The sequence below is a fragment of the Paenibacillus dokdonensis genome (assembly GCF_004916975.1).
In the GTDB taxonomy this organism is placed as follows: domain Bacteria; phylum Bacillota; class Bacilli; order Paenibacillales; family Paenibacillaceae; genus Paenibacillus_AQ; species Paenibacillus_AQ dokdonensis.
Window position 1 is genome coordinate 2,897,418 of sequence record NZ_STGQ01000001.1, and the last position, 14,935, is coordinate 2,912,352.

The 14,935-nt window shown below is 46.7% G+C and carries 12 protein-coding genes; 5 read left to right on the top strand and 7 right to left on the bottom strand.

What is annotated here, in order from left to right:
* Positions 1–3 precede the first annotated feature (3 nt).
* The 5 genes from E6W40_RS13380 to E6W40_RS13400 form a co-directional block, all read right to left on the bottom strand.
* The gene (locus E6W40_RS13380) at positions 4–1,443 is read right to left on the bottom strand and encodes a HAMP domain-containing sensor histidine kinase (RefSeq protein ID WP_136605901.1); all 1,440 of its coding nucleotides are present in this window, start codon (positions 1,441–1,443) and stop codon (positions 4–6) included.
* The gene (locus E6W40_RS13385) at positions 1,440–2,138 is read right to left on the bottom strand and encodes a response regulator transcription factor (protein ID WP_136605902.1); all 699 of its coding nucleotides are present in this window, start codon (positions 2,136–2,138) and stop codon (positions 1,440–1,442) included. Before E6W40_RS13385 ends, E6W40_RS13380 begins: the two co-directional genes overlap by 4 nt.
* Positions 2,131–3,456: a hypothetical protein gene (locus E6W40_RS13390; RefSeq protein WP_136605903.1), complete on the bottom strand. Its 1,326-nt coding sequence runs from the start codon at positions 3,454–3,456 to the stop codon at positions 2,131–2,133. The genes E6W40_RS13385 and E6W40_RS13390 overlap by 8 nt, the downstream gene beginning before the upstream one ends.
* A 40-nt stretch (positions 3,457–3,496) precedes the next feature.
* Entirely contained in the window at positions 3,497–4,222 is a 726-nt protein-coding gene (locus E6W40_RS13395; protein WP_136605904.1) for a phosphonate ABC transporter ATP-binding protein, read from the bottom strand.
* 66 nt (positions 4,223–4,288) lie between these two features.
* Positions 4,289–5,458, bottom strand: a complete 1,170-nt coding sequence (locus E6W40_RS13400) for an MFS transporter (RefSeq protein ID WP_136606989.1) — start codon at positions 5,456–5,458, stop codon at positions 4,289–4,291.
* A gap of 136 nt (positions 5,459–5,594) precedes the next feature.
* On the opposite strand from E6W40_RS13400, the gene E6W40_RS13405 reads away from it, so the two are divergent.
* Together E6W40_RS13405 and E6W40_RS13410 are read left to right on the top strand one after the other, a co-directional pair.
* Positions 5,595–6,512 (top strand): ArsR/SmtB family transcription factor, encoded by a 918-nt coding sequence (locus tag E6W40_RS13405; protein ID WP_136605905.1) that lies wholly within the window; start codon positions 5,595–5,597, stop codon positions 6,510–6,512.
* A 13-nt stretch (positions 6,513–6,525) separates the two neighbouring features.
* Positions 6,526–7,293, top strand: coding sequence for an HAD family hydrolase (locus E6W40_RS13410; protein WP_136605906.1), 768 nt, complete (start codon positions 6,526–6,528; stop codon positions 7,291–7,293).
* Between the two features lie 44 nt (positions 7,294–7,337).
* Here E6W40_RS13410 and E6W40_RS13415 read toward each other — a convergent pair whose 3' ends face one another.
* Positions 7,338–9,647, bottom strand: a complete 2,310-nt coding sequence (locus E6W40_RS13415) for a DNA topoisomerase 3 (RefSeq protein ID WP_136605907.1) — start codon at positions 9,645–9,647, stop codon at positions 7,338–7,340.
* A gap of 850 nt (positions 9,648–10,497) precedes the next feature.
* Positions 10,498–10,689: a hypothetical protein gene (locus E6W40_RS30100; RefSeq protein ID WP_246072997.1), complete on the bottom strand. Its 192-nt coding sequence runs from the start codon at positions 10,687–10,689 to the stop codon at positions 10,498–10,500.
* Between E6W40_RS30100 and E6W40_RS13425 the strand changes: the two genes are divergently transcribed.
* The 3 genes from E6W40_RS13425 (at position 10,673) to E6W40_RS13435 (ending at position 14,929) form a co-directional block, all read left to right on the top strand.
* Positions 10,673–11,215 carry a DUF6385 domain-containing protein gene (locus tag E6W40_RS13425; protein WP_246072998.1) on the top strand — a complete coding sequence of 181 codons (543 nt, stop codon included), beginning with the start codon at positions 10,673–10,675 and terminating at the stop codon, positions 11,213–11,215. The two genes, E6W40_RS30100 and E6W40_RS13425, sit on opposite strands and share 17 nt — an antisense overlap.
* 113 nt (positions 11,216–11,328) lie before the next feature.
* Positions 11,329–13,368 (top strand): tetratricopeptide repeat-containing glycosyltransferase family 2 protein, encoded by a 2,040-nt coding sequence (locus E6W40_RS13430; RefSeq protein ID WP_136605910.1) that lies wholly within the window; start codon positions 11,329–11,331, stop codon positions 13,366–13,368.
* Positions 13,319–14,929, top strand: coding sequence for a glycosyltransferase (locus tag E6W40_RS13435; protein WP_168928920.1), 1,611 nt, complete (start codon positions 13,319–13,321; stop codon positions 14,927–14,929). The genes E6W40_RS13430 and E6W40_RS13435 overlap by 50 nt, the downstream gene beginning before the upstream one ends.
* Positions 14,930–14,935 lie beyond the last annotated feature (6 nt).

The following is a 14,935-nucleotide window of genomic DNA, read 5'->3' on the forward strand; positions in this document are numbered from 1 at the left end:
GTCTTAATCCTGTGTTGTTTCCGCTCCTGGGAGCTGAGGAATTTCGGATTCCTCAGCTTCAAGCAGTCTCGGCAGCCTAACCACAATGGTGGTACCTACATCCAGCTCACTTTGAATCAGCAGAATACCGTGATGAAGTTCAACCAACTGCTGTGAAATGGCCAGCCCCAGACCCGTACCACCGTTCAGCGGATCAACCTGGAAGAAACGGTCTTTTACTCTAACCAAATGGTCTTCACTTATGCCGATTCCCGTATCATGTACCTGAACGACCACATTATTGCCCTCAAAGGATACGAACAAGTCGATTGCCGAGTTTTCATGTGAGAATTTAATGGCATTATCTATCAGGTTTAAAAAGACCTGTTTGAGCCGGTTGGCATCCCCTTCGACGAGGGGCTTATCGACCGAATCAAGGCGAAGCTCAATGGTACGCTTCTCTGCTTTGGTCCACAAATTCAACATAATTTCCTGGAGAAGTTCCTTCAGATCAACACGTCCAAACGACACCTTCATCTCGTTTTGCTGCAGCTTGGAGAAATCAAGAATTTCTTCCACCAGTCCAATCAAACGCTCTGTCTCCTTGGTGATAATCTCCATGCCAATCTTCGTCTCTTCAGGATCATATCCACCCGAGTTAATGGTTTCACTCCAGCCTTTGATACTCGTTAGAGGTGTCCTAAGCTCGTGTGAGATGGAGGAAATGAAGTCATCTTTTACCTGGTTACTGCGTACAATTTCCTGTGCCATATAATTTAGTGTTGAAGCAAGTTCTCCCAGCTCATACTTGTAATTGCCTTTAACTCTGATATTGAATTTGCCCCTGGCCATTTGCGCCGAAACGGCTGTAATGGTGTTTAGCGGTTTGACAATCGAATTCGCCAGTCCCAAGCTGAACGCCAAAACCAAAGCCAGCACTGCGGCAGCTACCGCCGTAGCGATCAATGTGACATTAAACAATTTCGCATTAACTTTTTCCAGTGAAGTGACGTATCTGACGATATAAGAATCTCGTCCATTGTCCTGTTCCATCTTGGAGACCGCCATGACATCTTCCCCTGTGTTTGGCTGCCTGCCAACCCATCTGCCGATATTCCCGGATTGAGCCTGGGAGATATCACTGGTCTTAATGGAAACATCAGGCTGAAAATCAGAAGAGTTAATAAGAACATCACCCTGGATATTAAGAACCTGCATCTCGGTGTAATTGAGCTTGTATACCATGAGCAAATTTCCAAGGTCATCTTTACCTTCATTGGAGGAGGTGCCAAATTTCTGGTACTCCTCCACTTGTTTGATATGCTGCGTAATATGGCTGTATATGCTGTCATAATAATAACTTCGTATGGCTAGCAAAAAAATGACTTCGGCCAACAGCAGCGTCGAAAACACCACGATAAAGTAATGCATGACGATCTGCCGGCGAATGCCTTTCTTGATCATTGTCCCTGACCCTTCCATTTATACCCGTGACCCCATACGGTCTGGAGAAACTCGGGCTCGGAAGGATTATCTTCAATCTTTTGGCGCAGACGGCGGATGTTTACGTCAACGATTTTCGGATCGCCCATATATTCCTTGCCCCATACGTGATCGAGAAGCACGTCCCGGCTGAGCGGGGTATTTTCTTTTTCCAGAAAAAATTGCACCAGTGAGAATTCTGTCGGTGTAAGTTCAATATTATGCCCGTTCTTTTTAAACTGTTTGGAAATCAAATCCAGAGCAAATGGTCCGGACTGAAAACTAACCTTCGCAGAGGTTTCACGGTGTACATTGACTCTGCGGAGCAGAGACTGAATTCTTGCGATCAGCTCAGTTGGACTGAATGGCTTACTGACATGATCGTCAGCACCCACCGACAAGGCATAGACCTTGTCTTGTTCCTGAACCTTGGCGGTCAAGAAAATAATGCCCAAACGCTCATTCGTTTCACGAATGCGCCGGCACACCTCAAACCCGTCAATGCCCGGCACCATCACGTCCAGCAGCGCAATATCAATATCCGGAGTACTCATTAAAAGGTCAAGCGCTTCATTGCCATTGGATGCCTCTAGCACATCAAAACCGTTGCGTTTTAAATTGATTACGATAAAACTGCGGATGGAATCTTCATCTTCCAAAATCAATACTTTACTCACTTTGCTTGTCCTTCCTTTCTATCGGAGGTACCTCGTCCTTTGATTTACTTTTGTTATTGTTCAGGTCAAAGTCTGCGCTCTTTTTGTAGCCAATGACCTTTCCACTATTCCGGGACAGATATTTCCAGTCTTCATGCTGCTTTTCCCACTCGGTCTGCGAGAAGAATTTAATCTCCGCGACTGTTTTTCCTGTGCCAATCATGTAAAACCGCAAATATTTATCTTTTTGGGATTTGGTATCCACCGTAATTTTGTTATGCCATTGCGGAGGAAAAAACCCGAAATCGAAATCATTTTTCTTATCATGGTATTTCTCTGCGATGAATTTCAAACCGGTCTTTCCATCCCACTGGTAATAAGAATAAAAATAAGGGATTTCCTTCTGGTCAAAATACTCCCATCCAGCCGGCTTTGTCAGCAGAGGAATCTCAATAATACCATCATTGTTAACATCTTCGCTAAAAATCCTGGATTGCCTGAATGTCTGGTCATCCTTCTCGAACACCGATTTGAGCTTACCATCCTGCATGACGATGATGCTCGTGAAGGAAGCGTCTCCGACCGTAGATAGTGTGGCATCCAGTACAATTCCCTCGATGCTGTTTCCTTCTTGATCGACAAACACTTTACCTGCGACAATATTGTAATATTCGTAAATATACGGCTTCAGCTCAAGTCTGTCCAGTTCGACAAAGCTGCCTTCATCGTATTGGAAGGTCGTAATGAAGTTGCTTTCCCCATGTTTGAGATCCACGATCGTAAGATCATTAATATGATCTCTGTTCATATCGCTGATGACAAAATTCGTATAAGGACGCTCCAGTACCCTTTCCAGACTCTTACCATTATAGCTGTATATAAAAACACGGTTCTGAGTTTCTTCGTTACCCATTGAAAATCCAGCCACGATATCCACTTTACCATCGTTAGTCATATCTTTGAAATAAAGGGATTCCAGAACTTTACCTACACCATCAAAGGTTATTTGCTTGACCCAAGTATCGTTGCTTTTTTTAAAGATAATACCGTGAACGCCGATGTTTTGGTCCGGTGTCTCGTAAAATACGACCGCTTCACTCACGCCATCATTATCGAGATCAACAAAATGTATGACATTCGTGTCGTCTTCTTCGTTTGACCGGATCAGATTGGCATCCTCAGGCAGCTGGGCCATAATGATGGACCGCAATGATTCCTTTTCAGCAGACAGCTGCGGTGTTTGCATCATCAGGACCGGGTCACTGATAAACGAGCAGCCACTTAGCAGAAGCATCAAAAGAAATGCGGCAGGGATATGGATCCAGTAGCGTTTTACCAAAATGAATCACTCTTTTCTATCCAAAGCCTGTTTAAGGGCTTTATAACATATTTCGTTCGCGAACCGTGAGCCGGCGTCCGGAAATATCAAATGCCATTTCCCCGCCGGATATTGCCATTATCCGCGTTGCGTAACGTTCTGCTAGCTCAATCGGTAGTACAGTTAGCACTGTGACTCTCTCTTCTTCGCAAAGCTTTTTCAGCGTCTCCATAACGCTCTCCTGCGATTTGGGATCCAGTCCGATGACGGGCTCATCCGCCAGAATTACCTTGGCCCCATGCACAAGGGCACGTGCGATCGCAATTCTTTGCCGCTCTCCGCCACTAAGTTTATCACATTTTTGATGCGCTTTTTCCAGCAGTCCCAGCTGCTCAATGACATCCATGGCACCCATATAATCATCTGACCGAACCATGCCGGTAGCCATTCTCCAAAGCGGCGCTTGCCCAGCTTGTCCGATCAGCACATTTTTCAAGGCCGTGCGATTGGGATTCAGATGAGGATTTTGCTCTAAGTATGCCCATTCGCGTTTTATTTTTCTTTTTCCGGCAAACGGATCCTTCAAGACATCAAATCCGTCAACCACGAAGGTCCCTTTATCCCACTTCTCTTTCATGGCCAGACAGCGCAGCAGCGTACTTTTACCGCTTCCGCTCGCTCCCACTAAAGCAATCAGTTCCCCCCGCTGAAAATCAAGTGAAATGTCCTTGAGTACAGGTATTTTATCTACTCCGACGGACTTGGTTAAATGCTGGATTCTAATCATGACATTTCTCCTCTGGTCTCTCGTTCTCTTCATACTATCATAAAGCATTCTTTTTCAGGAGTACAGCTATAGGATTCCGGCATTTTCCAAAGATTTTTTCCTTACGGCTACTCCAAGAAAAGCGAATATAATGAAACCCGACCCAAGTACGATAAACATTCCCGCATTCCAGCCATATTGCATCAAGGTCCCTCCAATATTAGGTCCCGCTATGCTCCCTATATTAAAATGAAAGGACGCGATCACATTGGCCGCAGGCAGCAGCACCTTGGGGAGTATATCAGCCGCGTAAGCAAGACCAAGGGAGAAGAAAGAGCCGATCATCCCACCGGCAATCATAAGCAGGAGCAGAATCCCTACCGTGGAAGTCCCGGCCAAAGGTACCAGAATGAACGCCAGACCGCCGAGGATTCCGCAAATGATCAAAATCCGTTTCCTCCCGAAGCGGTCACTGAGTATCCCCAGCGGCAGTTGAAGCACAAGCCCCCCGATCCCGATGAAAGGCAGCAGGAACGCGATTTGCTGTTCGTTCAGTCCCACACGTAACCCGTATACGGGGAAATTACTGTTTATTCCCGATTCCATATAACCGTAAAGCAAAGCCGGAATGAGGGCATACCATGCCCACGCATAGCTGCGGCGGAATCTTTTCACCGGACGCTCTCCCTCTTTAAGCTTCTCTGGACGAAGATCCGGAAGCTTCAACAGCACCAGAATCAGCACCAGCAAGACCAGTATGGCAAGAGCGATAAAGGGTACGCTGTTTCCAATATGGAGGAGCGGTATGCCGAGCGGGCCTAGACTAAATCCCAGGCCATACGACATACCGTATATCGAAATATTTCGACCTCTGTTTTCTTCTGGGGTAACCAGCAGCACCCAAAGCTGGGCGGAATAGTGCACCGCACTATCTCCGATGCCAACCAGAAGCCGGAGGATAAACCAAAACTTTATGTTTGGGACAAGCGGAAACAATATGACAGAAACCAGAACCAGCACTAGACCGGCACTCACCAGTTTCTTAAAGCCGAGCGCCCCGAGAGTCCGTTCAGCGACGAGCGTCATCGCGAAGGAACCGACATAGAGTGCGGCTGCATTTAAACCGTTCAAGGAAGACGAAACGCCCATTTGTTCCAGGAAAATGGATAAAAGGGGCAAAAGCAGCCCCTGGCTAACCCCTGCTGCTACAATAACGGTGAGTAATATGACATAATGAAAAGACGAGCTGCGATTCATGCTGCTTGATTGAGACACTTAAAATTTCCTCCTTCGATATATCCGGGCAAACTACTTGAACATTATAGTGGACAACCCGACACTCAACAAGCCATAATGAAGGAGATGCACTGATTTCATAGGAGGTTACCCTTTCATGAACTATGAAGTGAAAGTTGACGTTTCACCCATTTACGAACTGCTCGGCAGTTTTATGGTATATACTTCCAAGAAATGGGTTCGCAACCTGGATATTGGACCTGAATGGATCAGTGAAGTGAGCAGCAAGCTATCCTCAGAAGTCACTGCTGCCCTTTCCCAAACCGCGGCTTGGCCATTTGTTGATTTCGATGTGCTCTATGCCTGGGCTATTCACCGAAACAATGGCGATTCCGTACCCAGCTTTCTGGAATGCTTGCAGGAGACATCCGCAGAAGTTCTGCACGCTGCTGCTTCTCCCTATCTTCCGAATTTATCGATCGAAGAAGCCCGCAGGATCCGGGATCAATATACGCCGCTACTAGAGCTGTGGTATGAAAATTATTTTAAAGACGTAGAAGCAAGCATCATTCCACTTATTGAAGAAGATGCTAAAGAAAAGGGAATGCTGCTCACCAAAATGGATCCTATGAGCCTCGTTGAATATGCTTCAGGCGGACTGGTCATCGAAAATGCCCCTGAAATTCAAACGATTGTTCTTTTCCCGACAGTCCATAACCGGCCTATTAATACGTATTGCTTCTATAAAAAAATGATGCTGATTCAGTATCCTGTTGACGTACCTGAAGAGGATGAGGACGAGCCGCCAACCTGCTTGCTGCGGATGACCCACGCCCTATCCGATCCCAAGAGACTGCGCCTGCTTCGCTATGTAGCGGTAAAGCCTCATTCCCTTGATGAAATGGTCCGGGATTTGGATCAAACACAGGAATCGCTCAAACATCATTTGATGATCCTGCGAGTAGCAGGTCTGCTGCGAATACATCTTGGAGCAGAAGACACGGAAAAATTCAGTATCCGTCCAGACGGTGCGTCGGAGCTCCAGATGTTCCTGGAATCTTACATGCGTCTATAAGGAGTGAAGCTTGTTGACTAACACATTAAAGCAACATATTTTATTTGATCTGGATGACACGCTCATCCATTGCAATAAATACTTCGGTCTTGTTCTGGGCGAATTTTTCGAGCTGGTGCATCATTGGCTCGGGCATGAGAAGCTTTCGACTGATGAAATCCGTCAAAAGCAGATCGAAATCGATGTCGCACAAGTAAGCAAAACAGGCTTCAGCAGCGGAAACTTTCCAAATTCCCTGATCGAAACCTACCGCTATTTCTGCCGGAAACTGAATCGCCCCATCCATCTGGAAGAAGAACAGCAGCTGAACAAGCTGGGACTAAGCGTATACGAACAGGAAGTAGAGCCCTACCCTGGCATGGTGGAAACCCTGGAGACCCTGCAAAAGGAAGGTCATTACTTATATCTGTATACCGGCGGGGAAACGGCTATTCAGCAGCGAAAAATTGACCAGATGAAGCTGAGTACCTATTTTGATAACCGGATTTACATTACACAGCATAAAAATGAATCCACGCTGGAGCAGATATTGCAAAGAGGTTCGTTTGACCGCTCCTCTACCTGGATGATTGGCAATTCACTGCGTACGGATGTCGTTCCGGCACTGACAGCCGGTCTGCAAAGCATTTATATCAAACAGTCCGATGAATGGGTATACAATATGGTCGAGCTGCAGCAAGAGCCCGGAAGTTCGTTTTATACCATTTCTTCTATTGAAGAAATACCGGATATCATCGACATTAAAATCAAACAGGAAATAAAACAACGGCCCTTGAACTAGGGCCGTTGTTTTATTTCCCAATCGAATGATAAGTTCCAGTAGCGTTATGAATCTATCCCGATTGCCCCCGTTTCCGGGTCCATCAGGACTAAATATCCCTGCCGCTGCTGTCCGTCATCTTCCAATGTAAAATCCCTCGATGTCTTCCGTCCGCCCGCAAGTGAAGCAATATCTTCCGGTTCAAGGGAAATGCCGAACTGATCCTTCCAAATGACGAACTTGCAGCCCGTTTTGTAATGAGAGCAGCCATAACCGCGGCGTCCCATAATCAGCGTACCTTGGCAGCCCGCTCTTGGACATGGTGCAATTCCTGCGGTTGTTGTGATGCGCTGTTGCTCTGGAAGCTCCTGTACTGATCCGGATTTGGCAGTTATAGCAGCCTTTTTCGTTGTAGTTCTTTTGGCCTTACTAGGAGTCTCTTCTTCCACGTTCTCGCCTGACTTTGCCGCCGGTTTTTTCCGGCTTCGTGATGTTTTGGCATCCTCGGAAGGCTTATCCTCAAAGGATTCTTTTGCAACTCTGGACTGCACCTTTACCTTGCTGATAATCATCGTCGCAAATTTTTTAACATTCGCCATAAATGCTTCATCGGAAGCAGATCCCTTGGCAATTTCATTCAGCCGGCGTTCCCACTGCCCTGTCATTTCAGGGGAAGTCAGAAGGTCGACACCCGCACCGCGGATAACCTCGACGGCCATTTTCCCCTTCTGCGTAACGACAATACGTTTGCCCTTCATCACCATATATCCTACCTGTTTCAGTCGTTCGATGATGGCGGCGCGAGTCGCTGGTGTCCCAAGTCCAGAATCTTTCATGGCATCCCGTAATTCCTCGTCCTCAATCTGCTTGCCTGCGCTCTCCATGGCTTTTAGCAGAGTGCCCTCCGTGTACGGCTTTGGCGGCTGAGTCTCTTTTTCCTTCGCCTCACTCCGGATACACAGAACGCCCTCATTCGCATTTAAGTGGAAAGGAGTGGTGACTTCTTCTTCACTTTGAGCTTCGTCCTCGTCCTCTTTATCCTTTTTGGCTCGGGTTTTCTTGGCATCTTTTTTCTGGTCAGCATAGATGACCTTCCAGCCTTCAGAGAGCAGCTGCTTGATTGTGGTCTTAAATTCTTCTTTTTCCACTTCCGTCATGATCGTATGCACCTTATATTCTGCAGGAGGGAAAAAATGGGACAGAAAGCGCCTTACAATCAAGTCGTAGATCTTGGCTTCATCCGGAGCCAGATTCCGCGCCATTTTATTGGTAGGCAGAATGGCATGGTGATCTTCGACCTTCGACGGATTGCAGACTGATTTATTGTTTTTATGAACGTATTTCTTGTCAGCCTGCTCGGCGAATTTTACATAATCCGTTCCCCGCAGCTGATCCAGTGACTTGTACATCTGCGGGATATTTTGCTCGGTCACATAATTGGAGGTCGTTCTCGGATAACTGATGACCTTATGTTTTTCATATAGTGCCTGGGCAAGATCAAGCGTTTTTTTGGCGGAAAAGCTATATTTGGCATTCGCTTCGCGTTGAAGCAAAGTCAAATCATACAGCTTGAATGGATACTCCTTCGTATCCTTCACGTCATAGCTCTGGATGATGCCTTCCTTGCCTTGAACCTTTGCTGCGATTGCCATGGCTTTCTCTTCATTCTGGATCCGTTCCCCTTGCCATAAGCCCTTGTAATCGGAATCGCCCTGTTTAAACATGGCTTCCACATCATAGAACTTTGCGGAGTTGAAAGCGTCAATCTCCTTTTGCCGGTCATATATGAGTGCGAGTACGGGTGTCTGTACGCGACCCACCGATAGTAAAACGTTGTGTTTAGTCGTAAAAGCACGGGAGCCGTTCATGCCGATCAGCCAGTCCGCCTCGCTTCTTGCCCTGGCCGCCTTGGACAAGTTCTCATACTCGCTGCCATCTTTCAGCTCATCGAATCCTTTTCTTATCGTTTCCGGTGTTAAGTCCGAAATCCAAAGACGTTTAACCGGCTGCCGCATTTTCAGATGCTGTTGAATCAAGGAAAAGATATGCTGGCCTTCGCGCCCGGCGTCACAAGCGTTTATGAGCCTATCGCTACGTTTGGAAAGGTCAGCAATCACCTTTAACTGGTCCTTGGTCTTCGGATTCGGTTTCAGCTTAAACTGCTCTGGGATAATCGGCAAATCATTTATATTCCACTTTTTATATTTATCGTCATACACATCCGGTTCGGCTAAACCAATGAGATGCCCGATCGCCCAAGTAATGATGTAATGCTCACCTTCTATGTAGGTGCGGGCATTTTTGGCCTTCGGTTCAATCACCGCCGCAATATTTCGTCCCATATCCGGTTTTTCCGCAATCACTAGAGTTTTCAAAAGTACCGTCTCTCCTCAGTTGGACGTTCATTTCCCCATGAAAAAGGCCGAGAAAAGGAAGCCTCCCCCGACCATAATTTGCTCATTTCATAGATTAGAATACCTATTATGATAGCATACAACACCCATTGTTTCAACGCACGCACATGGTTAGCACATTCCTAAAAATATCATATCAGCGTGCACTTGCCGTTTCTCTTAAAGTCATCAAGCCATATCATATCAGAAGACATTTCTTAGTAAGGAGGCTTAAAGCGGCGTATACCTAACCGAACATATACACAGCTGATGTATTCTTTAAAAGCAACAGAAGTCAAATCAAAAGAAAGATTCCCTATTTTGAAATAAAGGAGTGATTATATGCCTAACTACAGTATTTTTCAAAATGACCCTAACAATTTGCGTATGCTTATTTACGGTCGGGATGCCACTAACACCAGCCACGTTGTCGCCACAGATACGGCCGGCAACCTCACTACCATCATTCTTGGAGGTACGATCACCAGTGTACTGGGCACAACCATCACCGCAGGTACTCTGACTTCCGCTGGTACGGTCACCGACATCTTAAACGGTACGATCACCAGCGTGCTCGGCGCCACCATTACNATATCAGCGTGCACTTGCCGTTTCTCTTAAAGTCATCAAGCCATATCATATCAGAAGACATTTCTTAGTAAGGAGGCTTAAAGCGGCGTATACCTAACCGAACATATACACAGCTGATGTATTCTTTAAAAGCAACAGAAGTCAAATCAAAAGAAAGATTCCCTATTTTGAAATAAAGGAGTGATTATATGCCTAACTACAGTATTTTTCAAAATGACCCTAACAATTTGCGTATGCTTATTTACGGTCGGGATGCCACTAACACCAGCCACGTTGTCGCCACAGATACGGCCGGCAACCTCACTACCATCATTCTTGGAGGTACGATCACCAGTGTACTGGGCACAACCATCACCGCAGGTACTCTGACTTCCGCTGGTACGGTCACCGACATCTTAAACGGTACGATCACCAGCGTGCTCGGCGCCACCATCACGGCCGGTACCTTGTCTTCCGCTGGTACGGTCACCGACATCTTAAACGGTACGATCACTAGCGTGCTCGGGGCTACTATTACTGCGGGTACTCTGACTTCCGCTGGTACGGTCACCGACATCTTAAACGGTACGATCACCAGCGTGCTCGGCGCCACCATCACGGCCGGTACCTTGAGCAGTATTACCTCTATATCACAAAAGAGCTTTGTCGAGCAGCCTGACATCGGTATCACAACAGCCGATGCTTTGACACCGCTCCCTGCTGTTACAACAAGCGTCCTTGGCGTGTATTCCTTCTTCGTGCACAATAGCGGTGCCAATCCGGTAAATACTCAAATCGAAATCAGTGCCGATGGTACAAATTATTATGTGGATACAACCGGAGATAATCCGCTAGCAGCGGGTTCCGTGGATGTCCTGGTACCTGCACGCTTCCTTAAATACACCCGCGTGTCATATCAATCAGCTTCAACAGGTCTGCCATCCACGATCAATGTTATCCTCAATGCCCAAGGAACTTAAAGCTTCTTCTACTAATACAATATAAAAAGGGATGATGCATCATCCTGTGAAGGTCGGTCGAGGAGTATACGGGTCACCGTATACTCCTCCTTCAGGAAGGAGGAAGATAAATAGTGTCCACAATTGGAATCCATCTGATCGTTAAGGATGAATCTGAAATCATTCATAATTGTCTGAATTCCGTTAAGCTTGCGGATGAAATCATCGTGATTGATACGGGCTCGCAAGACGATACCATCCATATTGCTAAACAATATGGAGCCGATGTTATTTCAGTAAAATGGCAACATGATTTCTCAATGGCCAGAAATGAAGCTTTGCGTTATGCGACTACAGACTGGATATTGGTCATCGATGCAGATGAAGAGCTCCTCACAAGTATGGACGAGATCCGGCTGCTGATCGAAGAAAGCCATGTCGAAGCCTATGACATCACCATCATTAATCTGTTAAGCCATTCGGAGGAGGATATGCTATATCATCGTTCTCTCCGCCTGTTCCGAAACCGCCAGGAATATCATTTCGCAGGAAAGATCCACGAAGAAATCGAACCTTCCATTCTACTCTTCTCAGGTAGAGATAAAATCAAAGATTCCGGCATCGAAATGAAGCATACGGGATACTTATCCCAAAACATATGTAACAAAAACAAGCTGGAACGGAATTACCATATACTTATGAATGCTTTGGAGGATGAACCAGAACACCCATACTATCTCTATCATCTGGGAATTACACACTGTCAGGGGGGCAACATCCCGGAAGCCAAAAAATACATGCTTCAATCTAAGCAGCTTGCGCCTTCCACCGCTTATTTTCGGCCAACTTTGATTAAAGATCTGGTTAAAATCATGCTGGATTCAAATGAAGCGCAGCAAGCTGGACTGATATGCCTTCAGGAAACAGAGCGTTATCCGGACTATGCAGATATTCATTATCTTCATGGTCAATGTTTGGAGATGCAAGGTTTATGGGAAAGAGCATTCGAAGCTTACCGTAAAGCAGCCGGGTGTACTTCCAGCTCCTATGTAACGGAAGCAGGCATAAATAGCTACAAACCCTTAAGTAAAATGGGGGGAATCTCTCTGAAGCTTCAACAACCTGAAGAGGCAGCGCGACTTTTTTATGAAGCAATCCAGCTCCAACTTTCGTATTCCCCGGCAGCTCAAGGTTTGGCAACTTCCTTTCACAGACTGCATACTTCCGATGAAGAGATTAGTAAACTCCTCCTAAAAACAATTCAGCCCCGCAACAAGCAGCAGTGGAGCCTTTTGCTCCATTCACTCGACAGTATTGGAGCGGATGAGGAAATCATCCGGCTATGCCCTGCCCAGTGGATCACCGAGGATGAGATTAGTACCCTCTATGGATCATCCTTGATTCGTTCGAACAATTTAAAGGAAGCCCATTCCTTCCTTTACCATGCAGCCAGTGTGAACTCTGCATCGAATTCTAAACGCGAAATGCTGCATCTGATTACACAATGGCAGCTTCTTGGTTCCCTAGAACCTCACATCTTGGCATTCATCCATGAACATGAGCGTGAGCCTATTGAGCGTATCGATCGTCTTCTCTTTAAGTCCTTAGAGGCAGACTCTCAACACGAAGCTGTAGAACAGAAAGAAGAAGCACAGCTGATCCACACTCTGATTCAAAAATCCATTTCCATTGGCTTAACGGATCTAGCACGCAGATTGTCTGTTCTGGAAAATACGGGACCCCTCACCTTAGCCAAAGCATTATACAAGGTAGGTTATATGCTTGATTCAGCGGATTTGTTTATTTCCCTGCTCGAAGTTCAAGCACTCGACGATGAAGGGGCACATATGCTGGCCGAAATTCTATATGACAAGGGCCATTACACGGAAGCGGTACGATTATTCGAAAATATTACGCTGAATGATCCATCACTCGATCAAGCTTCCGTTGGCGCCGCCGTATGTTATTTGCATCTGGCAGCAGATCATCTGGAGCAGGCGCATGCATCTTTACCTGGTGCCGCAACTCTTTTGCAAGAAGCCCATCAACTTCGGTCTGCCATACGTCAACTGGAAAGATCCGGATGGCATACGTCTTGGGACGACAGACAAAGGAGATGCATCGATGAGCAGAACCGCAACCGGAATCTCCCTCTGCATGATCGTCCGGAATGAAGCTTCGAGCCTTGCCCGTTGCCTGAAAAGCGTTAACAAGGCCGTCGACCAGATCATCGTTGTCGATACAGGCTCCGCGGACGATACGGTTCAAATAGCACGCCAGTTCGGAGCACAAGTTCTTCAAATCCCGTGGGAAGGCGATTTTGCCAAAGCCCGGAATGCAGGCATCGAGCTTGCTCGCAGGCCGTGGATTCTTTTTATGGACGCGGATGAAGAGCTTGACGCGAATGATATTGCGGAGCTGCATCTATGCGCCAAACATATGGAATTCGAAGGTTTTTTCTTGCAAGTGCAAAATCACATCAGCGATCATATCCACTCTGCCACCATTACCGTCAATCCCCTGCTTCGCATGTTTCGCCGGCGCCCGGAACATCGTTTCCGCGGAAGAATCCATGAACAAATAGCCGCTTCTATCACCGAGCATCGGCCCGCTGCAAAGCTTCACATCACCAATATCAAAATCCATCATTATGGATACAGCAGCAGTATAGTCGCCGCCAAAGATAAGATCCGCAGAAATATGGAACTGCTCCAGCAGGCATTGCAGACCGAACCCGAGGATCCGTTTCATCATTACAACATGGCCGTGGAATACATGCGTATGAACGAGCATGATTCGGCGCTGCATCATATTAGGCAGGCCAAACAATCCGCTGCGACTGATATCAGCTACTACCATTTGCTGTTCAAATACGAAGCACGTTGTCTGTTCGCTCTGGGTCATGCAGAGGAAGCCGTGTCTGTATGCAGCTATGGTCTTATTCATTATCCAGATTATACAGACCTCCATCATCTGAAGGGCGTTGTTTATCTCTCTTCGGGGCAGTTAATCGAGGCAGAAAGAGCTTTCCTGAAAGCAGTCGGATTCGGTCCAGCTCCCGTGCATTATCACACGGAAACCGGTGCTGGAACTTACCTGTCCACTCTCGGACTAGGCCAAATGTATGAGGATGCCGGAGATGATGCGCAGGCAATTCGCTGGTATGCCGAAACGATCAAGCATGAACCGGGTATGCGCCTGCCCTTGAATAAAATCATCATGTTGATGAAAACAAATCTTCAGGAGCATCTCATCCCTTCTCTTGTGAATGATCATTTCAAGATTAACACCCCTGAAAAGATGAACGTCATGATCAAGCTGCTCATGGCAAACCGTTGTTATCATGCGGCGTATATGCTGCTTAAGAATTCTCAGATAAAAAGCGCTTCTCCCGAGAACGAACAATGGCTGCTCATATGCAAACAGCTGTCAGAAGGAACTCAACTTCAGCAGCCCGGAACGTTTACGGAGTCTGGTGCGTTGAATCCAATGAAGCAAATCGAGTACAACTATTATTCCGGAAATACGGAGCACGCGCTGAAATCAGTCGAAGCTCTGCTAGCTCCCCTTCATGCCTCCCCTGCTGCTCCCCTTGCAGATCCAAAACGATCTTTCAGCCGCTTGCTGACCGCTTTTACGGAAACTCGACTGCTCCAGGTTCTGAATAATCAGCCCCATCGGTCCGTCATTCGCCGTGCTATCCGTATGCTGCCTATGTATGAAGAATACGAATAAAGGAGC

Bases quoted from the DNA above. Each gene is read 5' to 3' on its own strand.
- E6W40_RS13400 (WP_136606989.1), bottom strand. From the start codon at position 5,458: ATGAATCGCAGCTCGTCTTTTCATTATGTCATATTACTCACCGTTATT.
- E6W40_RS30100 (WP_246072997.1), bottom strand. From the start codon at position 10,689: ATGGTGGCGCCGAGCACGCTGGTGATCGTACCGTTTAAGATGTCGGTG.
- E6W40_RS13395 (WP_136605904.1), bottom strand. From the start codon at position 4,222: ATGATTAGAATCCAGCATTTAACCAAGTCCGTCGGAGTAGATAAAATA.
- E6W40_RS13380 (WP_136605901.1), bottom strand. From the start codon at position 1,443: ATGATCAAGAAAGGCATTCGCCGGCAGATCGTCATGCATTACTTTATC.
- E6W40_RS13435 (WP_168928920.1), top strand. From the start codon at position 13,319: ATGAGCAGAACCGCAACCGGAATCTCCCTCTGCATGATCGTCCGGAAT.
- E6W40_RS13405 (WP_136605905.1), top strand. From the start codon at position 5,595: ATGAACTATGAAGTGAAAGTTGACGTTTCACCCATTTACGAACTGCTC.